The organism is Campylobacter sp. IFREMER_LSEM_CL1097 (genome assembly GCF_025772225.1).
Taxonomy (GTDB): domain Bacteria; phylum Campylobacterota; class Campylobacteria; order Campylobacterales; family Campylobacteraceae; genus Campylobacter_D; species Campylobacter_D lari_D.
Genome location: NZ_JAKMRT010000001.1, coordinates 112,540 through 136,024, shown reverse-complemented (window position 1 = coordinate 136,024; position 23,485 = coordinate 112,540). Strand labels below are relative to the sequence as shown.

The window sequence follows — 23,485 nt, the reverse complement described above, 5'->3', positions numbered from 1 at the left end:
TATTTTGGTATAATTAACAATGCAAAAATTAAGTTATAATTATAAAAATCAAAACTAAGGAAAACAATGGGTGATTTAAAAACTAGATTAAACGAAATTAAAAATGAAGATAAAAATTTTGGTTATTTTTTTGATAAAGATGGAAAATGTTATATTTATCATACTAAATTTGGCAAGGAAAGAAATAGTGAAATTTCAGGAAATGATGATATTAAATCGAAATTTAAAGAGTTGATTGATAACATTTATAAGGAAAATAACGATAAATTTAATAGTTTAAAAGAAGCTTTTGAGAAATATTTATACATTTATAATGATAAAAGTACTATACATATTAAATTTAATAAAAATGGAGAATTTTTACAAACAAAAAGCAAAATTGTGGACAATTTTAGTGAAACATTTAAAGAAGATAAATTTGATGATGAAAAATTTAAACAATGGTGGGATAAAAGTATAAATAGTGCTAGAATGCAAGGTAATGCTACGAATTTATTAAAAGATAAAACAAAATTAGCTGATAATCTTAAAAAAATAAATGATGCTTCAGATAAAAGTAGAAACTTGACACAATTACTCGATAAGCTTGAAAATGTAGAAGGTATGAAAGCTACTGCTAGAGAGCTAGCATATTTTTTACAATTTGATAAAGATAAATTTCCACTTGCAAATGATGCTTCTGTAAATACCGCTAAGTATATCTTTGAGATATTAAATAAATATAATTTTGGTTTTTACAAACACAAAGAAGAGGAGTATTTTAACTTTGTTTCGGAAAAACTTGGCATAGATATAAGAGGACATCTTCCAAAATACTACATTCTAGATCAATTTTTAAATTTGATCGATAAGATAAAAAAATCTGATTTGGCTTTGATTACAAAAGAAAAATTAGATAAAAATGATGAAAGTAAAGATATAAAACAAAGTGTATATTATATACTTTATCAAGCAGCTTATGATTTTGCAAATTTATGTGGCAAAGCAGATATAAAAAGCAATGATTTAGAAGGCTTTAAAAAGCTTTTAAAAACGCATAAAAACATCATTTTTCATGGAATTCCTGGAACTGGAAAAACCTACACTATAGTAAATAATGTAAAAAATATCATTAAAAATGAAAATCAAATGCTCATTACTCAATTTCACCCAAGTTTTTCTTATGAGGATTTTATAGAAGGTATTAAACCTGCAGGGATTGAAAATGGACAATTAAAACTTGAGCTTAAAAATGGAATTTTTAGAGAATTTTGTGATAAAGCAAAAGAAGAAGAAAAAGGATTTTTGGAAAAACTCGAAAAAGGAAATTTTAATGAAGCTCTAAGTGATCATGGGTTTTTTTTCATAGCTGATGAGATTAACCGTGCGGAATTATCTAGGGTTTTTGGAGAATTACTTTATGCACTTGAGTATAGAGGAGAAAAAGGCAAGATAAAAACACAATATGCCTCTATGAGAGATGATGAGGATTTTTATGTGCCTGAAAATGTATTTTTCTTAGGAACTATGAATGATTTAGATAAAAGTATAGATAGTTTTGACTTAGCGCTTAGAAGACGCTTTATATGGCAAGAAATGGAGTGTGATTATGATGTAATAAGAGATGAAATTTATGCAAATAATATTGAAGAATACGCACAAGCTTGTAAAAAATTAAACGATGAAATTAGTAAAGATATCGGTGAAAAGTATCAACTTGGGCATTCTTATTTTCTAAAAATTGAATTTAAAAATGATGAGATTAAAGATAGTGATATGAAAAAACTTTTTAGCAACCGCTTTGAAGCGCTTTTAAAAGAGTATTTAAGAAGCGAATATAGTGAAAAAGAAATACAAAAACACTTGGATGATTTAAAAAAACTTTTTGTTATAGAAAAAAATGATGATAAAAATAAATGATAATAGCTTTATAGAAATAGATCAAAAATCTTCAAGAATACAAGATTTTGATCTGTATTTTGAAGATTTTATAAAAAATGGAAATTTCTTTTCTTTTTTCAATGATGATGAAAAAATTTTAAGCAAAAATACTAAAAATCCTATCATTTCATTGCGAACGATTGAAGAAAATAAAAGACAAATTGCTAGTGGAAATTATATAGGAAAAATTTCTTATAATGGTTTGGAAGTTGAGATAAATTCCAGGTTTGGCAAGAAGTTTTTAGAAAGAATGCTAAATTATGCTAATGATGTATTTGTTGATGATGTGAGTATTTATCAAGATGTAAAAAAAGAAAACAATATAAGTGAGTTTATACTTTTTTATATCTTTGTGCAAAAACTTGAAAAAAGTTTTTTGATAGGTTTGCCTAAAAATTATCAAAGTAAAAAATACAATGATTTGCGTTTTAAGGGAAATATTGATATGGTTGAATTTATAAAACACAATATCCCTTTAAAAGCAAAGGTTGCTACAAAAGCAAGAGAGCAAATAGAAGATGTGCATATTATTAATGTATTATATAAAGCATTAGAAGTCATAGAAAAGAAAAATTCAAGCTTTTTAAAAAATGTAAAGCATATAAAAACCTATTTAGTGCAAAATAAAAGCGAGCATTGTTTTATAAAAGAAAGTTTAAACAAAGCCTTTTCTAGTAAAGCCTTGAGAAATCAAAACTATCAAAACTACAAAGAGCTTTTAAAATATGCAAAAATGATTATAGAAAGTCAAAATTTCACTAGTAAAAATAAAAATGATCAAAAAAGTTATGGTTTTATCGTTAATATAGCAGAGCTTTTTGAAATTTATATAAGCAAGCTTTTAAGAAATAATTTTGAAGAATATATGGTCGATTCTCCAAAGCTTGAAATTTATAAAAATAGCTTTTATAAACGCTATATAATACCTGATATTGTTTTGTCTAAAGATGATACATACATGGTTTTTGATACTAAATATAAAAGAATGAAAATGGAAGGTAGAAGCCAAAATGGCATGGGAGATTTAGACAGAAACGATTTGTTTCAAATTCATACTTATATGGGGTATTATCAAAAGATAGGCAAAGTGCTTTTAGGTGGGCTTTTATATCCTATGCAAGAATTTGAAAAAGCAAAATGCCATAGTGAAAATTCTATCCTTTCAGATGAGTGTAAATTTATAGTTGATGGAATTTTTCTTGAAGATAGTCAAGATAAAGAAATTACTCTTGAGTATATTACCCAAAAAGAAACGCAATTTATAGAAAGAATCAAAGAGCTACTAAAACAATCATTTTAGTAGCTTAACAAAAGAAATCTTTCTTTCTATATCCTCGTGAGCGATAGAGTCTATTTCTAGTTTATAGGGTTTAAAATTTTTCGTGCTAATATTAGCAAATAAAATATCCAAACTCACATCTAAAAGTTTTTTTAAACCTTTTGAAAAATCATAATCTTTTAAATAAAAATTATTTCTTATCAAATTTTCATTTTGTTTTATAATTTCTAGCAATTCTTGCTCTTTAATATAAAATAACCCTTCTATAAGTATGTTTTGATAAGGTGAGATGTCGTTGATGTTTAGCACTTTTTTATCTATCCAGCCATTTTTAGGAAAGGCATATGCACTTGCAAGATGATAGAGTTTGCTTTTTGTATTTGTTTCTTTTAATTTGTAGTGTATTTTTGCATTATGTTTTATAAAATCAACAACACAAAAATGCTTAAAATCCGCATAATTTTGACTTAAAAAATTTTCAAAAGACAAAAGTTTGCTTTGAGTATTTACATCTAAAAAATATCCATTTTCCAAATGATAACTTTGGCTTAGTAGTTGTATATTTTCTGTGTTTTGAATTTGTGTTTGGAAATTAAACTCATCATTATTTGTTTCATATAATGCTTTAATGTATTCTTTTGCTTTTATATCATTAAATCCAAACACAAAGCTTTTGTGTATTGTTCCTTGAAGTGTTATGTTCATAGTTTTATCCTTTTTATAAAAATCCCATGTTGATTTTTTCATCATCTGATTTGAGTTTTGATTCTTTTTCTAATTTTTCTAAAAATTCATCGGCGTTTTTGATTTTAAAAATTTTATTTTGTCTAAGGATTAGCGCAAAATCGCCCAAACAAATATTTTGAAGTTTTAAAAGCCTTTTTGCAATTTGTTTTTTATCAAAGCTTAAATTTAATTCTTTAGCAAAAAATTCAAAAGCCTTTAAAAGCTTTTCTTGTTTTAGTGCCTGAAATTCTATCTTTAGATCAAATCTTCTTATGCTAGCTTTATCAAGGTTTTGTAGGTAATTTGTAGAAGCTATGAAAATACCTTCAAAATTTTCCATTTGCATAAGCATTTCATTGACTAAGCTTTTTTCCCAGCTTTTATTTGCTTCATCTCTACTATAAATTAACGCATCGATTTCATCAAGTTGTAAGATAGCATTATCATTAGAAGCTTTTTTGAAAATGTTTGCGATATTTTTTTCATTATTGCCCACAAAAGGATCTAAAATATCACTAAGTTTATAAGAATGTAAAGTTTTGTTTAAAACATTAGCTAGTTCTTTGCCAAATTCGCTTTTTCCACTACCTGCTATGCCATATCTTAAAATTCTCAAACTTGAATTTTTATTGATATTGTTTATTAGTTCTTGTAAATTTAAATCACATTCTATTAAATTTAAATCATATTTCTTGTCTTTTTTTGGCATTGAAATGCCCTGAAGTGATCTTGCTTTTAAATTTTCATTGATCAATCTTACAAATACTTCTTGGCTTTTGCCTTTAAAGATCTTAGCATTATTTGCACATTTTAAAATAACCCCTTGAGAAAGTTCAGGATGAGAGGCTATATTTTCTATAATGGCTTCATCTATTTTTATATTTTTCTTGTTGAATAACTTTTTTATATTTTGAATTTTCTTTTCTTTAGGCATACTTTCAAGCTCTAAAATCACATCAAAACGCCTCAAATACGCCTCATCCATGTCTTTAGAATTTGATAAAAACACACAAATGCTATTTTCTTCATCTAAGATTTTATTGATTTTTAATTTTTCTTTTAAAGAATCATAGCAAAGGCTATCTTCACACTCATCAAAGACTATTATTTGCTTTTTTGGATTGAGTATCTTTTTAAGTGCGTAAAAATTTGAAATTCTACTTGATTTTTTATCATTTTCACAATCTTTAACGCACAATGCTTCTTTTCCAAGCTCTTTAGCTATGAGTGCGCTAAGCTCGTTTTTGCCCACACCTGCTTTTCCATATATAAAAATATTCCCCTTTTGGCGTTTTTTTAAAAAAGTAATGATAGTATTTAATTCTTCTTGTATATAGTCAAAATCACTCAAATTTAGTCTAGTTTTAGGTAAAAAATAAGAAAACTCACCCATAAGTGTAGTTTTGCTAATATCTTGAGTGAAAATGCTTTCAAAATTATTTACATCTATACCAAAGGCATCACTATCATAATAGCACAAGGCATCTAGTTTAAAAAGCATAGAATCATCACTCAAGGCTTTATTGACATCTTTTGAAGTGTGGTTGAAAATTTTTTCTATGATTTTTTTGCCTAAAGCAGTGCTATAACCTTGGTGTAAAGCAAATTTACCTTTGTTTGCATAGTAAAAAAATGCAAACACATCACATTCTGCTTGAGTAAAATTTAAGTATTTTTTAAGATAACTTAGATTTTTCTTTAAAAAGCTAGGATAGATAAATTTGGAGTATTGTTTGTAGATAAAACTAGGGATTTTATTATCTTTTTCTAGTATTTCCTCAAATTCGCTGTAAAAATCTTTTTTGATTTGCTTGTTGTTTGAGAGCATTTGTGCGTGTAGTGAGATGACTTTTACATTATGTGAGTAATAATCAAAATCCGCAATGTGAGTAAGAGTAGAAGTATTTGTTTGCATTATAAACCTTTAAACTAAGATATATAATGTAATTATAAACAAAATAACTAGACTTTAGTTGTCTAGTTATGAGAATTATTTGGGTTTTATGTTTTTTAACAAGTTTTCATAGAAATTTTTAACACCATTACTAAAATATTTTTCAAAATCACTAGCGCTTATCATATCGCTTTTTGCATTATTGCAAATACAGCAGGCTAAAACACAATTTTCTTCATTGTAGCCTTTATCTGGATTTAGCCTTTCAATTTGCAATGAGCTATTAAAAGATGGTTTTTTGGAAGTTATAAGTTTGTTTTCAAATAGATTTGCTAGATCACTTTGCGCTATTTTGCAGTAATAACATTCTTTCTCTTGTTTTTTATACCATGATATAAAATTATCAATTCCGTTAAATGGTTCTTTAATGTTATTTCTATTTTTTAGAGAATTGTATTTACTTCTTAGGTTACAATCATTTTCAATTTCTTGCATTTTTTGGTAAAGTTTATCGTATTTTTCATTATCAAATTCTCCATACAACTCATTTAACTTAAAAACTATATAGTCTTTAAGTAACTTATGCTTTTTCTTTAGTTCGCTCTTTACTTCTTTTTCATCAAAATTTTTAAGTTCGTTTATCGCTTTATCCCATTCTGATAAAGCACTTTTTAGATAAAGCTCTTCAAATTTTTCTTCTAGTGTTTGATTTTCCATTTTTAATCCTTTAAATAAATTTAATCATTGTAAAATATTAGCACTAATGCAATGCAAAGCATCACCTTTTTTGATAATAGGCTTTAGATATATACCTATGATTTGTTTATTTTTATAGATATTTTGCAAAAAGTTTAAAACCATCTCATCCTCATCTATATCATAAGTTGGCACAAAAACCACCTTATCAAACTCTAAAAAATTTAAATACGCACCCCATTTGTATTTTTGCATAAATTCTTTAGAATAGCTCATTTTTGTAACATTAAAATCTTTTAAAGCGGTGTGTAATTTCTCAAAAAATTGCACATTTTCTAAAGAAAAATCATTGATTAGCACATGATCTTTATTTATAAATCTCACCATACTATCACTATGTGCATATCTATCATAAGCTAGTCTTGGTAAAAAGACTATGTGTTTTAAATTTAGACTTTGTTTTAAAGTATGGATAATTCTTTCCTTGCTAAGCGTTGGATTTTGGCTAAAAATTTTCTCACACATAAAGGTAACATCGTGTTTTCTTATGAAATTACCTCCATCAAGGATTAAATTTAAGTGATTTTTTAGAGATTTTATAGTGGTTTTTAAATGTGGATAATTTCTAAATAATCAGGATTATAAATATAGCTTATCGCCGTATTTTCATATGTTAAAGGCATAAAATCTCTTAACCATATATCATTACTTGGTATTTCTTTAAAAGCGATGTTAAATTTAGCAAAATTTTGCACAAGATTTTGATAAATTCTTTTATGTTTTGATGATAAAAGTGTAGAAATGGCTATCATTCATCGCTCTTTTGCATGCTTAAAACTAATAACTCATCATCATAAATAATGTCATATTGTAAGATATCTCCCCAAAGTTTTAATTTACCTTGTGAATTTTCATAATGCTTTATAGCAAGTTCTTTGAGCTTTTGCATGATTTGCGTTTTATCAAGATAGAGCATATCATTGCTAATAGGAAATTTAAGCATGCGTAAATGAGATAAAAACATCAAAGTATGCAAAGGCTCGCTTTTGCGTTTAAAATTTGTTTTTATGATGGCTTTTGCTTCTTGTAATTTTATGTGTTTATCTTTTAATAAAACATTTTGTTCTAAAATTGAATTTAAAATTTCTTTATCTAAGATAAAATCAAATTTTTGTATAAATTCTAAAGAGGAATTTACCATATCATAATATCCTTTTAAAAGCCATTCTTGTATGCTTTCACATTCTAAAAACAAAGTTTTTGTTTTGGTAAATTTTTCTACATTGTTATAACCAAATTTCTTTGCAAGTAAAGTCTCATCGGTGTGAGTTAGGATGTGTTTCATGGTTTGAAGCATTTTTAATCCTTTTTTGAATGATTTGAAAAATCATAGCTAAAAAACAGACAATGGTAGTCTATATTTTTGTAGTATAATTGTAAAAATTATTTTAAAGGCATTGTAAATGAAAAATTTTATTGAAGAATTATTAAGGGTTAATGATAAATTTGAAGAAAATACCAAAAAAGGCATGAGCGATATAAATATTTTTGAAGCTTTGGGAGTTGAGTATAAAGAAAATTATCATTCTAAATTTATAGCTTATTTGATAAATCCACATGATGATCATTATCAAGAGCTTTTTGCAAATGAGTTTTTAAAAAAGCTTGGAAGATACACAAAGGCTAAGAAATTTAAAAACCTTACAGCTCATGACATAGAAAGAGTAGAAACAGAAGCTTGTGTAAAAGATAATAGAAGGATCGATATACTTATAAGTTTAAAAGATAAAAGATATATCATCATAGAAAATAAACTTTATGCAAAAGATCAGCCAAATCAACTCAAAGACTACATAAAATACATAAGAGAAAAAGGTAAAAACATAGATGATTTTCATGAAAATATACTTACTATTTATTTGCATAAAAATGAAGATACCGAGCCTAGCAAATATAGCCTAGGCACAAGAAATGGGTTTAAAATAAATAATGATCTTATATATGATAGCTATGATAAAAAAATGAGTTTTTATCTAAAAATGGATTATAAATGGATAAAAGAGTGGATTAATGCTTGTATAGATGTGTGTGAGAATAAAGTTAAAAACAATGAAATTGATAAAAAATTTAAAAATGATATGCAAAATGTGATTTTTACTTTAAATCAGTATAAAAACATTTTAGAATGGTATGTAACAGATGAATATGTAGCTAGGGATTATGTATTAAATTTTCTAAAAGAAAGTAAAGAAAATTTAAAAAATACTAAGGCTTTGTATAGATATACTAAAAATAAAAGTGATTTTAAAGATGTGGATAATGATAAATATAAAAAAGCAAAAGAAATAGTAAGAGAGAAATGGGATGAAATTTGTGAAGAATTAGTAAATGATTTTTTTAATGAGCTTGAAAAAGAATTTGAAAAAGAACGAACTATATGTGATGAAAAATGGTTTGGATATAAGCTTGATGAGAAAAGAGTTAATTACGATTGGTTTGATTTTTATCCAAAAATTTATGAAGATGATAATGATGTGTGGCCTAGTGTGGGTGTTTTTTTTGGAAAAGGTGATTATGATAATTTTGGATTGACTTTTAAAATTAATTGTAATGAAGAGGATGAAAAATATAAAGAATTCTTTCAAAACTCAAATATAAGAAATGATAATATCCGCAGAAGTGGTGATCATTATTACTATGATGTATTTGAAAATTTTAACTTTAAAGAAAAATATGCTTTTGCGTATTGGTTAATAAATAATCATGGCAATTGGATGACAGAATTTTCCAAAATTTTAGAAGAGTTTTTAAATAAAGAAACTATAAAAAGCGCTTTAAAAAAGATAAACAATGAATTAAAACCAAACAAATAAGCAATCATTTGCTTATTTGATCAAGGTATTCTCTAATTACTTCTTTGACTTTATTTGCTATGAAATCAGGTTCTAAAACCTTTACATAAGGTATGTAATAATACACTAAAGGTAAAATTTCCATTTCATGAGTTATCTCAAGCTCTATTTCTATGGAGCCATCTTTGTCTTTGCCGGTGATGATTTGTGAATTTAGAGGCTTTCTTTCAAAGTATTTTCGCACAGGTTCTTCTACTAAAAGCCTTACCGTAAAAGGCTTATCAAGACTAAACCATATAGAATTTACTCTTTGAAGTTTTACTTCTAAACTCTCATCGGTTTGAAAATGCTCTTGGGTTAGGGTGATGTTTTGGATATTTTTTAAATAAAATTTTTTGAAAATATCACGTTTTTTCATGTCAAAAGCAAGTAAATACCAAAATCCACTAAAAAAAGCTAGTTTTAAAGGTTTTACTTGGAAAAGTTTATTTTTATATTTAAAGACAATTTGTGTTTTGGTGTTGATGGCTTGTTCAAGAATTTGAAAATTGCTTAAATCTTTTTCTTCTAGCTTTTCTGCATCTAGGCTAGTATGGATGGGGTTAGAGATATTTTGAGAAAGTTTAGAAAGTAGGGGATGAGCCTTAGCATAAAAGCTATTTCCAGCACTTTTTGCCATGGTATCAAGCACTTCAAGGATTATTTTTTCATCATCTTGCTCTTGAATGTCTTTGCTTGTATCGATACGCCATTTTCTTCCATTTTTAATAAGCCCCATAGGCTCAAAAACCCCTTGCATGTCTCTTTTTATGGTTTTAGCGCTTACATTGAGTTCTTGGGCTAGTTCTTTTATAGTTATGCCATTTTCAGACTTTACTAATTTTTCATATAAAACTTCAAGGCGTGTTAGTTTGGAATTTGCAATGTATTTTTTAAGATCTTTCATGATTTTTCTCTAAATTTTTTAAAATATTAACAACAATTGCTTTATAAACAAATAAAGTCTAGTTTATAAACGCTGCAAGACTTATAGTTTGGAAATGAAAGTTTATTTAGAAAATAATATTTGAGAGTAAAAGATGATAAATATATAATTATTAGAATACAAAAGGTTGTTTTTACTAGGTTTAATTAAGAGTGATGAAAGTATAGGTCAAAGCAGACAAGCTTGTAAAGAATTATATGACTTGTTATATCAGCAAGATTTATCAAATATAAAATTAGAAATTACAAACAAATTTTAGAAAGGAGATAAAAGTTTAAGTAGGCCAAATGTGGTATTCTAGCTCCCCTTTTTAAAGGGGAAATCAAAGCTAATAAGCCTTGACTATAATTATACAAAGTAGTATAATTATTACTAGAATTTTATGGTTCAATTTAATCACCACCTAACTGAGTGTTGATTAACACCAAAGGCGGCCACCTTTGGTGTTCCACCCTTTGAAATTATACTCAAATCTTACTTAAACTTCTAAAATAAGAAATGATAAATCTTTTATTTAACAATACAAAGCTTTATATTGCTTTAGCTTTAATGACAATCTTAGTAGGATATTTATATCTTAAGCTAGATAGCACAAACGCAAAATTAGAAAAAAGTCAAAGTGATTTAAATTTGGCTTTGAGTGTAAATAATGAACTCACGAGGATTACTCAGGAGCTTAAAATTAGACACGAACAAGAGCTAAAAGCACTCTTTTATGCAAATACTCAAAAAAATCAAATCAAAGCAAGGGTTGATGATGTTAAAAACTATATATCCAAAAGCAGTGAAACTAATACCACTAAGCTTTTTAATGTTATGCTTGATAGAAAGTGCAAATACCAAATGAGCTTTTAGAATTTGATAGAGCGCATAAACCTATAGTGCAAGATGAAAAAGATATATTAAAAGCTTATAGTGAGCTTTTTTACCACTATAAGCAATGTGAGATTAGTATGGATAAAATTAATGAGTTAAGTGAGTGATTTTATCTGCTAATTTTTTGAGTTTCACAATATACTACTTTCTTTTGGATTTCTAGTATATGCTGTGACAACATATATTTTATTGAAATTATCATTCTAAAAGCTTATATAATCTAGCGATAGATTCTAATAATGATAGTTTTAATGATACTTGTAATTCTTCAATACCACCTGCAAACAATTGTGTTAAAAGTAGGAAAGTATGTCCATTTAATGAAGAAAGAGAATGTGTTTTAACAGATAATAAGTATCAATGTTCTCCGTTTCCTTGCATAGAAGGTGCTAGCGATATTGAAGATGATGATGCTCAAGTTGGTATTAATGATGAAAATAATAATGGTTGGGAATATGATGGTTCTTATAGAGGACAAATTTTTATCTTTAATAAAAAAGATAATAGATGTCGCTCTAAAGACAAATTTTTTGGCTTAACTGGTGGTGGTTGCTGTGATAAAGATAAAGTATTTATAGGGCTTGTACCTTGTAAAGAAGATGAAAAAAAGCTAGCAAAACTCAATAAGCAAAATAGATGTGTAGAAGTTGGTGAATATTGCTCTAAAAAAATTAAATTCATAGCTTGTATTCAGCATAAAAAAACACATTGTTGTTTTAATTCAAAATTAGCAAGAATATTTAATGAACAAGGACGCCCACAAATTGGAAGAGGTTGGGGTTCTCCAAAAAGTCTTGATTGTAGAGGATTTACTCCAGAAGAATTTCAAAAGTTAGATTTTAGTGAAATAGATTTAAGTGATTTTATTGCTGATATTGTTGGAAGTATTGATGTAGATAAAATACAAGCTGATTCTATAAAAATACAAGAAAAGATTGAAAGCAATCTTGAGAATTTAATAAGAAAACCTACTAATTAAAAAGAAAATAAAATTATAGAAAGGAGATGAAGTTTAGTTAAAAGTTTGTTTGGTAAGCCAAAGGGATTATCCTAAACCCTGCAAAAGCAGGGGGTACTCAATGAGCCTTGACATAGCAAAGTGTTAAGAGTATAATTATAAGGATAATTTTTGTTAGCATTATGCTCACCTCCCTTCTGGGCGGTAAATTAACGCTAAAGGGTTGCGCCCCTTTGGCGTTCACCCTTAATATAATTATACCAAACAAACTCTTTAACTTCTTTAATATAATTGATGAAAAGATTTTACATTTTATTCCTTAGTGCTTTAATTTTTACACCTTCTTTATTATTTGGTGCTACAAATATAGATGATAATCATATTATCTTTACTTTTGGGGCTATGGTGAAGTAGCAAATGATATTTTACAAGTTATAAAAGATGTTATATCTTTGCTTCAATTAACTAATAAAAGTAAAGAATCTTTTCATATCAATATCTTAATCAATAGTGATACACTTTATAAAAATCCTTTATTGCAATATAATATAAATAGAAAAATTTCTAAAGATGATAATATCATTTATGCTTTAAAAAATACTTCTAGTATAAATCAAGCTTTTAAAAATTTAAAACAATTACAAGAAGCATTATTAAAAGAAAATATATTTTTAAATTTTATAGACTTAAATAGTAAAGAAAGTCTTTTAAGTTTTTACAATCAAATATTAAGTGATCATCATCTTAAAGATTATTTTTATATAAAAAATAATCAATTTTTTATTAAAGAAGATATAAAAAATAAAATTATATTTCACAATATCAATTCTTCTTCTATTATAAGTAATTATCTTAGCTTGTTAAATGATTTTAATACTTTAAGCAAGATAGAACTTATAAATATATTAGAAAGTTTAAGTTTATACAATCTTTCAACTTTAATGCAAGATATACAAAAAAGATACTTAAAACTAGAATATAACTTAAAAAGCTTTAATAAAGATAGTATCTTTTTATCTAATATGATTATGAATGTGAGGTTGAAGTAAGTAAATGGTAGATTTAGCAGGTGTGGTTTGTTAATTAAAATAAAAACTCTTTTTTAATATTTTGAATATAATTTGCCAAAAAAACACTTGGGAGTAAAAAACAAATGGTGCCCGAGGTCAGCTACTAAAAAATTTCATTTGATATCTATTTTTAGATATATTTTATTCTATTAGTAACCCACTGAGTAACCCATTACTTTACAATTCAATATATGCACAGCAACGGTTTCTTTTAATCCGATTAAAGTCAATATTAGTATATTTTTTATATTTCCGATTAAAATTAATACGATGTCGACTAATGCTCCGATTAAAAGCCATATGTTTAATAAGAGCAATAGCTTTTATTTGGTTGTTTATTGCGGAGAAAAGATATAAATACTTTTTGCTATTTAGTATCTTAGTAAGAGCAAATAACATTCCAAACTTATGTATTTTTTATTTTTGTGTGAAATTATGATAAAATACAAAATATAAGGAACTTCACTTATTTTTTTGCTTTAATTTGATAAGAGTAGAAAAATGTTTAAAAATGAAATAATTAACAATGCTGTACCTGCAAAGATTTTTATAAATAATCTTGGATTATATGATAATTTTCATAGAAATGTTAATGATATTAAAAGTGGTTTTAAAGTTAAAAGAGTTGGTGGAAATTTCTTTATTTTGCTACCTGAATGGTTTATGAAGATAATTGAAGCTGGTTATAGTTGTTATGCTATTAAGGCTTATGATGATTTTGAATATGAATTTAAAGTATCGCTTACAAAGAAAACCGAAATAGGTTTTTATAAAAGATGAATACGTATAAATTTTGCAAATGCGGAAAGAAGATACTCTCGCATTTGAGTAAGTGTTCTGAGTGTAAGATAACAACTGTTAGAAATCAAAATAAACACTATGATGCTTTCAAAAGAGATAGAGATAGCTCTAGTTTTTATCATAGTGCAGAGTGGAAGAAATTACGTTCTAGTTTTATTAATGACAATCCATTTTGTTTTAAATGTGGAAGATTTGCAAAAATTGTTGATCATGTTATCCCTATAAGACAAGGTGGAGAAAAACTAAATGTAACAAATTTGCAAAGCTTATGTATGACTTGTCACAATAAAAAAACCAAAGAGGAATTAAAAGGGGTAGGGGGTTAAATCTCTATAAAATCGATATTCTGGTCACCGACCGGCTAGTCGCGAAAAAATGCGAGCTATTTTTTTTATTGCGTGTGTAATTGACTAACTAATTAACCAATAAATACCAAGTTTAAAATATGAATAATTGGGGCTTGTGCTTTAATTTCTTTTGCATGTTTTCCTTATGTTTAACGCCCAATTAACTAATACGCACTTTAACGCCTTATGTTTTGTATAAAATCACTAAAAAGAAAGGTGTTAATGCAAAAAGAATTTTTAAGTTGTGATGAGGTTTTGCAAATACTAAATATTAATTCTAAAGAGTATTTGAGTAGATATTTAAAGAAAAATGGAGTTAAGGTTTTAAGAGGAAAAGCTAAACCTTACCCAAAAGAAGAAATACTAAAGTTAGCTAAAAGAAGACAAGATGATAATCACCATAACTCAAAGCAAAATGAAATAGCACTTTTTATAGATGAAAGCATTATAAAAGAAAAACCAAAAAACAAGCAAATTGTTAAAGATAAAGAAATAAGTGAAATTAGCTTAAATTTTCAAACAATAGAGCAAGAATTGGCTCAAAAAGTAAAAAACGACTTAATTAATTTAGGAATTTATGATGATCTTGAAGATGATATTATTAAAGTATATGCTAAAAATCTCATCTTGCTAGAATGCTCAAGTAAAGAGGTAGAGAAAAGAGGTTTTTGTGCTACAAGTGATAAAGGAGTGCAGATTATCACTCCCGAGCTAGTTGCTTTTAACTCTCTAACTAAAAATGTAATAGGCTTGGCTAAAATTTTAGGCATAGGTGCTCCAAGTAGGACAAGAGTAAATCCAAAAGAGAAAAAAGAAAGCTCTCCTTTTGATGTTTTATTGGGGAAAGAAGATGAATGATATCAAGTTAAGATCTAGAGAAGATATTTTAAATTATGCTAAAAAATATATCAAAATAAAAAACGAAGAATTTCAAAATTCTCCATTTTATATAGATGAAAAAATAGCCTTAAACGCAGTTGTTTTTGTATCTTTATTAAAACATACCGATGGAGAATTAGCAGGAAAGCCATTTGCTCTTTTAAATTTTCAAATAGAGTTTATAATAGACATTATTGCTACATATTCAAAAGAAAAAAATGCTAGGAGGTATTCTTATGCATTATTATTTATTCCGCGAAAAAACGGCAAAACAGAGCTTATAGGAGCTATTTTGCTTTACTTTCTTTTTGTGGATAAAGAAAAAGGAAAGAAAATATATTGTGCTGCAAATGAAACTGAACAAGCAAAGTTAGTTTTTAATGCAGCTTCATCTATGATAAGTCAAGAAAAGCATTTGAATGATATGTGCTATCAATATAAGACTTATAGGGAAATTCGTAAAAAAAATACAAAGTTTGAAGATTTTATAAAGGTTTTGACAGCTACTAGTGAAACTAAAGATGGATTAAGACCTTATGTTTTTATTTACGATGAGCTTCATGCTGCAAAAGATGGAAAATTATACAAGGTCTTAGAAGAAGGAACGGCAAGTCGTTCTAATTCTCTTTGTATAGTAATATCGACAGCAGGTTATAACCAAAATTCAGAGATGAAAAAACAATATGATTATTGTAAAAAGGTTGCTTGTGGTATTATAAATGATCCTTCTACATACTCTAAAATTTACGAACCAAATGAAGATGATGATTGGCATGATGAAAAAGTGTGGGCTAAAGTAAATCCTGCTTTAGGGTATGGAGTTAAGATAGAAAAATTAAGAGAATATTTTGAAAAAGCAAAATCAAATGCAAACGATGAGGTTAGTTTTAAGACAAAGCATTTAAACATATGGACTTCAAATGCTGGTGCTTTTGTAAAAGATGATGATTTTATGAAGTGTAATCTTGGAAAAATAAATTTAACTTCTGATGTTTTTATGGGAATAGATCTTTCAGCTACGACAGATTTGACTGCACTAGCTATAATCTGCGAAATTGATAAAATTTTACATGTTGATTTTAAATTTTATGCACCTAGACTGTGCGCTGAGCAAAGAAGTAGAAGAGATAAGGTTCCATATTTAGAATGGGCTAGGCTTGGATATCTGACTTTAACACCAGGTAATAGTGTAGATTATGACATATTGATAGAAGATATTATTTGTTTTAGTAAAACACTTAATATCAAAATGATAGGTTATGATCCTTGGAATAGCACTGAAGTAGCCAAAAAACTTAGTGAAGAAAACTTAGAATGCGTACAAATTAGACAAGGTTTTGCAAGTATAAGCGAACCACTAAAAGAGTATCAAATAAGAGTATTAAAACAAACTATAAACCACAATGCAAATCCTATTTTTAGATGGTGTAATAATAATTTGGTAATAGATAAAGATGCAAGAGAAAATATAAAACCTGATAAGAAAAAATCAAGTGAAAGAATAGATGCAATTTCAGCTTTAGTAACTGCCATAGCGACTAAAAATACCTTTGCAAAACCTCAAGAAAGTGTTTATGAAAAACGGGGTATTAGGAGCTTGTAAGCATTAGGAAAGCCATAAGCTCTCCTTTCTAAAAACTAGCAAAAGCATTATAACCTTCTTTTTAGAAGCTAGCTAATTAAATTTTATTTTAAAAGGAATTTGTTATGAACACTATAAACAAATTTCTAAAAACTAGCACACAAACTAAACCTACACAAACTAAATTAAAAGCTGCATTTGCTTGGGTGGGTGGTAAAAACTATTTAGCTAAAGAAATCATTGCTTTAATGCCAGAGCATAAAACTTATATAGAAGTTTTTGGCGGAGCTTTGAGTGTTTTTTATCAAAAAAGCCCATCAAAAATAGAAGTTATTAATGATATAAATAACGAGCTTATTAATCTACATCTTTGTATTAGAAATAAACCACAAAGCTTAGCAAATGTGCTTAATTCTATGTTAGTAAGTAGAAAGATATTTGCAATGATAAAAAATAAAGAATTAAAGCCAAGGAATGATATAGAAAGAGCTGCTTTTTATTTTTATCTTATTAGCACTTCTTTTGGATCAAGCATGGGTCAATTTGCTATGAGCAAACAAAGAGCGCCAAAAAGATTGCTTAGAGATTTTAGCTTACATACACAAAGGCTTAAACATGCTAGTATTGAGAATAAAAGCTTTGAATATATTTTAAAAGAATATGATTACAATGAAGCTTTGTTTTATTTAGATCCACCTTATGTGGGGACTGAAAATTATTATAAAAACACTAATGGTTTTGGAATAAAAGAGCATAAACTATTAAATGAGTTATTAAAAAACATCAAGGGTAAATTTATGCTTTCTTATAATGATTGTGAGCTTGTAAGAGAACTTTATAAAGATTTTAATTTTAAGGAGCTAAAAGTAAGATATTCTTTAAATAATAATGTTTTAAAAAGAAAAGAGAGCAAGGAGGTTTTAATAATGAACTTTTAAAAATAAAGTTAAGAGAATATTTTTTAATATTCTCTTTTACTTAAGCAAAGAAGCTAAAAAATCTAAAGCTTCTTTTCTAAAATTTTCTTTGCATTCTTCTAGATAATCTTTTTCTAAAATAGCTCCGTATTTTAATAAGAGTAAAATAGTTCCAAAATTATTATGATTAATAGCATAAAACATAGGTTGTTCGCCCATGCATTCTTTTGTGGCACTCATACCATTTTTAAGATATTCAAAAACAAGTTCATTGTTTTGATTACAGATTGCATTTATAAATCTCTTGCCAACACCTTGTCTTATATCTAATATTGTTCTATTCATCTTTTTTATCCTTTTGTTTTGATAAGACAACATTAGCTTGGCTTAGCTGAATGTGTGCTGTTGTAAATTATATTGTTTTAACCCAGCTTGATACGACATTTAATAAGTGATTATAGTCTTTACTTGTAGCTTCTTTAAAAAACTCATCTCTAATATCTTTGTCTATTTTAGCTTTTTTTAAAGCACTATCAACTCTAGCTAAAATTGAAAAAGCATTACCATCTTCTCCGATTAATTTAACTTTTATATTTGGATATTTTATACTCATTTTTAACCCCTTAAAATTCACAAAAAGTGCTTTTTAATTCATATCTTTGTTTTTTGCTATTGTATTGAACTACAAATTTCCTACCTATAATATATCTTTCAAATAAAGGCACTTGTATAATGGTTTTATCTTCATTTATTTCAAGTATTTTTGCAATAGAATAAGAATATATTCCCATATTATAAATAGTCATAAGCTCTAAGATATTATCTCTTGCTAGATAATCTTTTTCTTTTAAAAGTCTTTTATATAAAGTCTTAAATTCATCTTCTAAATCCTGCATAATTTTTTCTTTTAATTCTTCATCAGTATAGTTTTTAATCTCTTTCATTTTTTCTCCTTTTGTTGATTAAATGCACAATAGCTTGGCAAAGCTTATTGTGTGCTGTTAGATCTTAGAGAGCTCTCCAACTACCACACCAATTAGCAAAAAATCTCCATTTTTATAAAATATGTCTTTATATAAAGGATTTAAAGAGTGTAAAATCACTCCATTATCTTGTTTTAAAACTTGTTTGACAAAAAGTCCATCTTTAGTATTAACTACGCAAATACTTTTATTTTTAAAAGTTTTATTTCTATCTATTACGCAAATACTTCTATCTTTGATAATTGGCTCCATACTCTCACCATAACAAGTAATAAGCTCACAATCTTTTGTTTTGAAAAAATCTAATATCTTTTGATCTATTAATATGTTTTCAAAGTCTAAAATATCATTAATACCACCTCCACCTAAGCTAGCATTGGTTTTATATAGTTTTAAAATTTTATATTTGTATTCACATTCTAATTGATCTTTTGGAGAGCTTCCATAAAAGAAGTAATTAATACTGATATTTCTTTTTTCTAAGAAGTTTAAAATATGTGCATAAGGAATGGAGTTTCTAAATTTCATAGAATTAAAAGTGTCTGGATGGATACCTAATTCTTTGGCTATATCTTTTGTTTTTAATTCGCATTTACCTTCACTTGCAAGTATGTCTTTTAACTTCTCAATTACTTCTTGCATTTGCATGATCAATCCTTTTATTTTAATTTAAAAGAATTTAACAAAAAATTGCAAAAAGCAATGAAAAGATTTTATTTTGAAAGGTTAAAAATAATGTATAATTTTCAAAAAAAAGGATTTTTATGAATGGTAGTGATATTTTCTTTTTTGGTGCGGGTTTTTCAAAATCTCTAAATAATTCTTACCCAACTCTTGCCGAGCTGTCAAACTATTTTTTGGATAATAATTTTATACATGAAAATGAAAAAATCTACAAAGATAATTTGGAACAGCTTTTAACTTATCTTATAACGCCTTTGCCTTTTAAAACAAAAGAAGATATCTTAAGAGATGAAGCTTCTTATATTGAAAAAATAAAAAAGATTGGAAGATATTTTTTAAATTTGAAAAATAAAAATATTACTAGTTCAAATGAAAATATAGAAAGTCTATCACAATTTATAAATAAAAACAAATGTACTTGTATAACATTGAATTATGATTTATTGCTTGAAGAAATGTTGTTTTTAACGCTAGATAAAGAAGTATCTAAAGATAATGTTTATAATATATTTTATAAAATGCCTATAAAATATATCGATGAAAGAACAGAATCAGTGCAACAAGGCTTTAATTTTTATAATAGTAATCTTGATAACGGTAAAAAAAATTCAACTGAAATTATTAAACTACACGGATCAATTAATTGGTATTGTGATCAAATTTATCAAAATAGTCCTATATATTTTTATAGTCACAATACAACTAGCCAATTTGAAGAATATCAGGAAAATATAGGAAAAGAAAGTTTGCGACAGCTTATTATCCCTCCTATACTTGATAAAACAAGTAATTATAACCATATTGAAATACAGTCTCTATGGAAGAAAGCTTTTAAGGCTATACAAAAGGCTAAGAATATTTATATTTATGGTTTTTCTTTTCCTATAACAGACTTATCTGTTGTCTATCTTTTTAAAAGCGCTCTGCAAAATAAACAAAACTATAAGATATATGTTATCAATACTAAGAGTAATATTGATGATAAAAAGAAAAGGTATAATGAAATTTTTGGTGAGAACAAATGTGATTTTAGTTTTTGCTGTGATGATAATTTAGAAAAATTAGCCAAACATTTGAATAAAAAATAGTCGGAAAGTTTAAGTTTTCCATGTAACTATCCTCCAAACCTTTTAAAGCTATAGATAGTTACATATTCTTTTTAAAATACCCATTACAGTTTAAAAATTTAACAAAAAATAAAAAATAATATATAATTTCAATGAAATTTAATTATATATTAAAGGTGTTTCAATGAAATTATTAAAAAATTGGTATTTTGCTTTATGGTTGATTGGGTTTTTTGCAATCGTATGTTTATGTTTATATTTTAATTTAGAAATTAAAACTATTGCATATATTATTTCTGCTTATGCAGTGTCATGTTCATTGGTGTTAAATGCTTATTCTATTTTTGAAAAAACAAGAGCAGATTTTGAAAAAACAAAGGTAGATAAATTTAATTTGACAATGCAAATGATATTAAAATGGGATGAAAAGCATTTTATAGAAGCAAGGGATTATACAAGAAAACAGCATGGTATACAAAACAAATTAGGAAAAGAAGAAATAACAAGGGAAATTGAAAATAATTTAGAATTAGAAAGATCGGTAAGGATGATGTTAAATTATTTTGAAGTACTTCAAACATTGATTCAAAATAATAGCGTGGATGAAGATATTATAATGGAGCATTTTGCGCATTTAATGGTAGAAGTTATGCGGGATAGATATGATGATTATATAAATAAAAAAATTAAACCTATTAATCCTTTGGGTGTTGAAAAACTTGAATTGTTAAAAACGGAATGTGAAAATTATGTAAATATTTTAAATAAGCACAAAAAATAGTAAGTATTTTATAATCTTGTAATGTAAGATTTTGTGTTTTTATACCAAATACGCATTCTAACGCCTCAAAGTTTTTTTAAAATACTTAAAAAAACGAGGCTTTGAATGCTAGATAAAATAAAATCATTTTTTAAAACACAAAAAAGAAATCAAGATTATCATACCTTAGAGTTCCTTTCAGAAGAAAAGGTAAATTCTGATGAGCTTTCTGCTGTAATTGCAGCTATATCAAACATAAGCGAAACAATAGCTTCTTTGCCATTAAATCTATACAAAAAAGAAAAAAATGGCTCTGTGTTGGCCACTAATCATCCTTTGTTTGATCTTATAAAAATTGCACCAAATGAAACCATGACACCATTTACACTTATAGAAGCTTTTATGGTGCAAATGCTTATTTATGGAAATGGTTTTTTATATCCTATGCGAAAAAGAAATGGGCAAATTTGCTCCATAGAACTTATAGAAAACAAAGATATTTCATTGTTTAAACAAAGTGGAAAATACTTTTATAGTGCATACTCTAGCAATGGCAGTGTTGTTTTAAGCTATGATGAAATAGTCAATGTTCCATACCACACAAAAGATGGTGTCAATGGAATAGCACCTTTAAGAAAAAGTAAAACCACAGCAAAGTTAGCTACAGCCATAGAGCAACATGGGCTTAGCTTTTTTCAAAATGGTGCTTTTACAAGTGGTGTTATTACTGTTCCAAATGAGCTTAGTGATCAAGCATATGATAGATTGAAAAAATCATTTAAAGAAAACTATAGTCAAAAGAAAGCTTACAACATATCCATTTTAGAAAGTGGCTCTACATTTACTCAAACTACAAGCGCAAATAAAGATAGTCAATTTATAGAAAGCAAACAATTTCAGATTATAGAAATTGCAAGATTATTTAACATACCCCCGCATAAGCTAGGAGATCTTTCTAGAGCAACATTTTCTAACATAGAACAACAAGAAACAAACTACATGGTTCAAACAATCACGCCTCTTACTACAAAAATAGAACAAGCATTTAATCGCTTTTTGCTTACTAAAAGCGAATGGGGAAAATATTATTTTAAATTTAATATCAATGCTATTTTAAGAGCTGATAGTGCTTCAAGATGGGAAAGCTATACAAAAGCTTTAAACAATGGAGTTATGAGTATTAATGAGGTTAGGGCATTAGAGGAGATGAACCCAATTAGCAATGGAAATGAACATCTTATAGCATTAAATTTAGGAAAGTTAAATGCACTAAAGGATGGGGTTTGGGAGAAATAGAAGTAGAAGGTCTTGTAGAATTAATGAAAGATTTAAACACACTGAGTAATTCATCATTATCAAAAGCTGCTAGAAAAGGCGCTATGAGTGTAAGCAAGGAAATAGCTAAGGTTTATAAAAAAACAGCACCTAAAGAAAGTGGTCTTTTAAGATCAAGTGTTAGGGCTGTTACAAGTAGAAATTTAGAAAAAGGTGTTTATAGGGCAGCTGCTGTTGTATTTAAAAAGAAAAAAGTAAGCCAAAAAAGATATGAAAAACTAAAAGGTTTTAAAAAATGGACTTTAGAGAAAAAGAATAAAAAGAAAAATAAAATAGAGTATTTTTCTAGTGCTTATTATGCACATTTTTTAGAGCATGGATTTTGGCATAGAGGAGGAAAAAACAAAAAAGGTAAAACAAGTTTTGTAAAAGGATATAAAACTATGGAAAATGCTACAAAAAAAATAGAACCAAAGGCAGATATTTTAGTTCAAAACGAATTAGAAAAAGAATTAAAAAAATTAGGGTTTTAAATGAAAATGTACAAAGAATTTTTAGTCCGCTTTCTACAAAATTTAGAAAATGAATTAAAACTAGATATTTATCCTATAAAAGCAACTATAGAAAGTAAAGAAAATTTTATAGTTTATGAAATAAGCAATGAAGAAATAGTTTTAAGTATTGATAATAAATTATTAGTAAAAGAAATAGAAATATCCCTTACCATATATAGTAAAAAGTATCAAAAGTTAAGAAATATAAAAGAAGATTTGGAAAATTTATTGTTTAGTATAGATAAAAAGCCAACAGATATACTCATAGCCGGAGAAGATGAAGAAAATGGTTTTTATTACAGTAATATGTTTTTAACTTTTAAATTTTAATACGCTTTCTAACGCCTCAAAGTTTTCTTAAAATCTATTTGTATTTTATT

General features: G+C 26.7%; 28 protein-coding genes. 17 read left to right on the top strand and 11 right to left on the bottom strand.

Features of this window, described 5'->3' with window-relative positions; genetic code table 11:
- The first annotated feature begins 66 nt into the window (after nucleotides 1–66).
- Complete coding sequence (locus L8W64_RS00755; RefSeq protein ID WP_263672614.1) at nucleotides 67–1,899, top strand: McrB family protein; 1,833 nt, start codon at nucleotides 67–69, stop codon at nucleotides 1,897–1,899.
- Nucleotides 1,883–3,220 (top strand): McrC family protein, encoded by a 1,338-nt coding sequence (locus L8W64_RS00750; protein WP_263672613.1) that lies wholly within the window; start codon nucleotides 1,883–1,885, stop codon nucleotides 3,218–3,220. The genes L8W64_RS00755 and L8W64_RS00750 overlap by 17 nt, the downstream gene beginning before the upstream one ends.
- Here L8W64_RS00750 and L8W64_RS00745 read toward each other — a convergent pair.
- The 6 genes from L8W64_RS00745 to L8W64_RS00720 form a co-directional block, all read right to left on the bottom strand.
- Complete coding sequence (locus tag L8W64_RS00745) at nucleotides 3,212–3,904, bottom strand: hypothetical protein (protein ID WP_263672612.1); 693 nt, start codon at nucleotides 3,902–3,904, stop codon at nucleotides 3,212–3,214. The genes L8W64_RS00750 and L8W64_RS00745 overlap by 9 nt on opposite strands.
- A 13-nt stretch (nucleotides 3,905–3,917) precedes the next feature.
- Nucleotides 3,918–5,840 (bottom strand): AAA family ATPase, encoded by a 1,923-nt coding sequence (locus L8W64_RS00740; protein ID WP_263672611.1) that lies wholly within the window; start codon nucleotides 5,838–5,840, stop codon nucleotides 3,918–3,920.
- A 75-nt stretch (nucleotides 5,841–5,915) separates the two neighbouring features.
- Complete coding sequence (locus tag L8W64_RS00735) at nucleotides 5,916–6,536, bottom strand: hypothetical protein (RefSeq protein ID WP_263672610.1); 621 nt, start codon at nucleotides 6,534–6,536, stop codon at nucleotides 5,916–5,918.
- A gap of 24 nt (nucleotides 6,537–6,560) precedes the next feature.
- The gene (locus tag L8W64_RS00730) at nucleotides 6,561–7,085 is read right to left on the bottom strand and encodes an agmatine deiminase family protein (RefSeq protein ID WP_263672628.1); all 525 of its coding nucleotides are present in this window, start codon (nucleotides 7,083–7,085) and stop codon (nucleotides 6,561–6,563) included.
- Between the two features lie 38 nt (nucleotides 7,086–7,123).
- Nucleotides 7,124–7,327, bottom strand: a complete 204-nt coding sequence (locus L8W64_RS00725; RefSeq protein ID WP_263672609.1) for an agmatine deiminase family protein — start codon at nucleotides 7,325–7,327, stop codon at nucleotides 7,124–7,126.
- Nucleotides 7,324–7,872 (bottom strand): hypothetical protein, encoded by a 549-nt coding sequence (locus tag L8W64_RS00720; protein WP_263672607.1) that lies wholly within the window; start codon nucleotides 7,870–7,872, stop codon nucleotides 7,324–7,326. The genes L8W64_RS00725 and L8W64_RS00720 overlap by 4 nt, the downstream gene beginning before the upstream one ends.
- 106 nt (nucleotides 7,873–7,978) lie before the next feature.
- Here L8W64_RS00720 and L8W64_RS00715 point away from each other — a divergent pair, with 106 nt between their 5' ends.
- Nucleotides 7,979–9,388 carry a PD-(D/E)XK nuclease family protein gene (locus L8W64_RS00715; protein ID WP_263672606.1) on the top strand — a complete coding sequence of 470 codons (1,410 nt, stop codon included), beginning with the start codon at nucleotides 7,979–7,981 and terminating at the stop codon, nucleotides 9,386–9,388.
- Between the two features lie 4 nt (nucleotides 9,389–9,392).
- Here the strand turns inward: L8W64_RS00715 and L8W64_RS00710 are convergent, their stop codons facing one another.
- On the bottom strand, nucleotides 9,393–10,313 hold the full coding sequence (locus L8W64_RS00710; protein WP_263672605.1) for a helix-turn-helix transcriptional regulator: 921 nt from the start codon (nucleotides 10,311–10,313) through the stop codon (nucleotides 9,393–9,395).
- A gap of 537 nt (nucleotides 10,314–10,850) precedes the next feature.
- Here L8W64_RS00710 and L8W64_RS00705 point away from each other — a divergent pair.
- The 9 genes from L8W64_RS00705 (at nucleotide 10,851) to L8W64_RS00665 (ending at nucleotide 17,803) form a co-directional block, all read left to right on the top strand.
- The gene (locus L8W64_RS00705) at nucleotides 10,851–11,207 is read left to right on the top strand and encodes a hypothetical protein (RefSeq protein ID WP_263660043.1); all 357 of its coding nucleotides are present in this window, start codon (nucleotides 10,851–10,853) and stop codon (nucleotides 11,205–11,207) included.
- Nucleotides 11,183–11,335, top strand: coding sequence for a hypothetical protein (locus tag L8W64_RS00700; RefSeq protein ID WP_263660042.1), 153 nt, complete (start codon nucleotides 11,183–11,185; stop codon nucleotides 11,333–11,335). Before L8W64_RS00705 ends, L8W64_RS00700 begins: the two co-directional genes overlap by 25 nt.
- 119 nt (nucleotides 11,336–11,454) lie before the next feature.
- Complete coding sequence (gene traN / locus L8W64_RS00695) at nucleotides 11,455–12,207, top strand: conjugal transfer protein TraN (RefSeq protein ID WP_318529418.1); 753 nt, start codon at nucleotides 11,455–11,457, stop codon at nucleotides 12,205–12,207.
- Nucleotides 12,208–12,638: 431 nt separating this feature from the next.
- On the top strand, nucleotides 12,639–13,235 hold the full coding sequence (locus L8W64_RS00690) for a hypothetical protein (protein WP_263672604.1): 597 nt from the start codon (nucleotides 12,639–12,641) through the stop codon (nucleotides 13,233–13,235).
- A 522-nt stretch (nucleotides 13,236–13,757) separates the two neighbouring features.
- A complete protein-coding gene (locus L8W64_RS00685; RefSeq protein ID WP_012661579.1) occupies nucleotides 13,758–14,036 on the top strand; it encodes a hypothetical protein in 279 nt (92 codons plus the stop codon).
- Nucleotides 14,033–14,383, top strand: coding sequence for an HNH endonuclease (locus L8W64_RS00680; RefSeq protein ID WP_214098810.1), 351 nt, complete (start codon nucleotides 14,033–14,035; stop codon nucleotides 14,381–14,383). Before L8W64_RS00685 ends, L8W64_RS00680 begins: the two co-directional genes overlap by 4 nt.
- Nucleotides 14,384–14,626: 243 nt before the next feature.
- Nucleotides 14,627–15,262: a P27 family phage terminase small subunit gene (locus tag L8W64_RS00675; RefSeq protein ID WP_263659913.1), complete on the top strand. Its 636-nt coding sequence runs from the start codon at nucleotides 14,627–14,629 to the stop codon at nucleotides 15,260–15,262.
- Nucleotides 15,255–16,886, top strand: a complete 1,632-nt coding sequence (locus L8W64_RS00670; RefSeq protein WP_012661576.1) for a terminase large subunit — start codon at nucleotides 15,255–15,257, stop codon at nucleotides 16,884–16,886. The genes L8W64_RS00675 and L8W64_RS00670 overlap by 8 nt, the downstream gene beginning before the upstream one ends.
- Before the next feature lie 104 nt (nucleotides 16,887–16,990).
- On the top strand, nucleotides 16,991–17,803 hold the full coding sequence (locus L8W64_RS00665) for a DNA adenine methylase (protein ID WP_263672603.1): 813 nt from the start codon (nucleotides 16,991–16,993) through the stop codon (nucleotides 17,801–17,803).
- Between the two features lie 36 nt (nucleotides 17,804–17,839).
- Here the strand turns inward: L8W64_RS00665 and L8W64_RS00660 are convergent, their stop codons facing one another.
- From L8W64_RS00660 to L8W64_RS00645, 4 genes are all read right to left on the bottom strand, one after another.
- The gene (locus L8W64_RS00660) at nucleotides 17,840–18,127 is read right to left on the bottom strand and encodes an ankyrin repeat domain-containing protein (protein WP_263672602.1); all 288 of its coding nucleotides are present in this window, start codon (nucleotides 18,125–18,127) and stop codon (nucleotides 17,840–17,842) included.
- A gap of 67 nt (nucleotides 18,128–18,194) precedes the next feature.
- On the bottom strand, nucleotides 18,195–18,389 hold the full coding sequence (locus tag L8W64_RS00655; protein WP_214100316.1) for a hypothetical protein: 195 nt from the start codon (nucleotides 18,387–18,389) through the stop codon (nucleotides 18,195–18,197).
- Nucleotides 18,390–18,405: 16 nt separating this feature from the next.
- Complete coding sequence (locus tag L8W64_RS00650) at nucleotides 18,406–18,726, bottom strand: hypothetical protein (RefSeq protein WP_263672601.1); 321 nt, start codon at nucleotides 18,724–18,726, stop codon at nucleotides 18,406–18,408.
- Between the two features lie 57 nt (nucleotides 18,727–18,783).
- On the bottom strand, nucleotides 18,784–19,413 hold the full coding sequence (locus tag L8W64_RS00645; RefSeq protein WP_263672600.1) for a helix-turn-helix transcriptional regulator: 630 nt from the start codon (nucleotides 19,411–19,413) through the stop codon (nucleotides 18,784–18,786).
- A gap of 116 nt (nucleotides 19,414–19,529) precedes the next feature.
- On the opposite strand from L8W64_RS00645, the gene L8W64_RS00640 reads away from it, so the two are divergent.
- From L8W64_RS00640 to L8W64_RS00620, 5 genes are all read left to right on the top strand, one after another.
- Nucleotides 19,530–20,537 (top strand): SIR2 family protein, encoded by a 1,008-nt coding sequence (locus L8W64_RS00640; protein ID WP_263659919.1) that lies wholly within the window; start codon nucleotides 19,530–19,532, stop codon nucleotides 20,535–20,537.
- Nucleotides 20,538–20,700: 163 nt separating this feature from the next.
- Nucleotides 20,701–21,297 carry a hypothetical protein gene (locus L8W64_RS00635; RefSeq protein ID WP_066006904.1) on the top strand — a complete coding sequence of 199 codons (597 nt, stop codon included), beginning with the start codon at nucleotides 20,701–20,703 and terminating at the stop codon, nucleotides 21,295–21,297.
- A gap of 105 nt (nucleotides 21,298–21,402) precedes the next feature.
- Complete coding sequence (locus L8W64_RS00630) at nucleotides 21,403–22,572, top strand: phage portal protein (protein ID WP_214098814.1); 1,170 nt, start codon at nucleotides 21,403–21,405, stop codon at nucleotides 22,570–22,572.
- The gene (locus L8W64_RS00625; RefSeq protein ID WP_240388413.1) at nucleotides 22,560–23,084 is read left to right on the top strand and encodes an HK97 gp10 family phage protein; all 525 of its coding nucleotides are present in this window, start codon (nucleotides 22,560–22,562) and stop codon (nucleotides 23,082–23,084) included. Before L8W64_RS00630 ends, L8W64_RS00625 begins: the two co-directional genes overlap by 13 nt.
- Nucleotides 23,085–23,435, top strand: coding sequence for a hypothetical protein (locus L8W64_RS00620; protein WP_214126407.1), 351 nt, complete (start codon nucleotides 23,085–23,087; stop codon nucleotides 23,433–23,435).
- Nucleotides 23,436–23,485 lie beyond the last annotated feature (50 nt).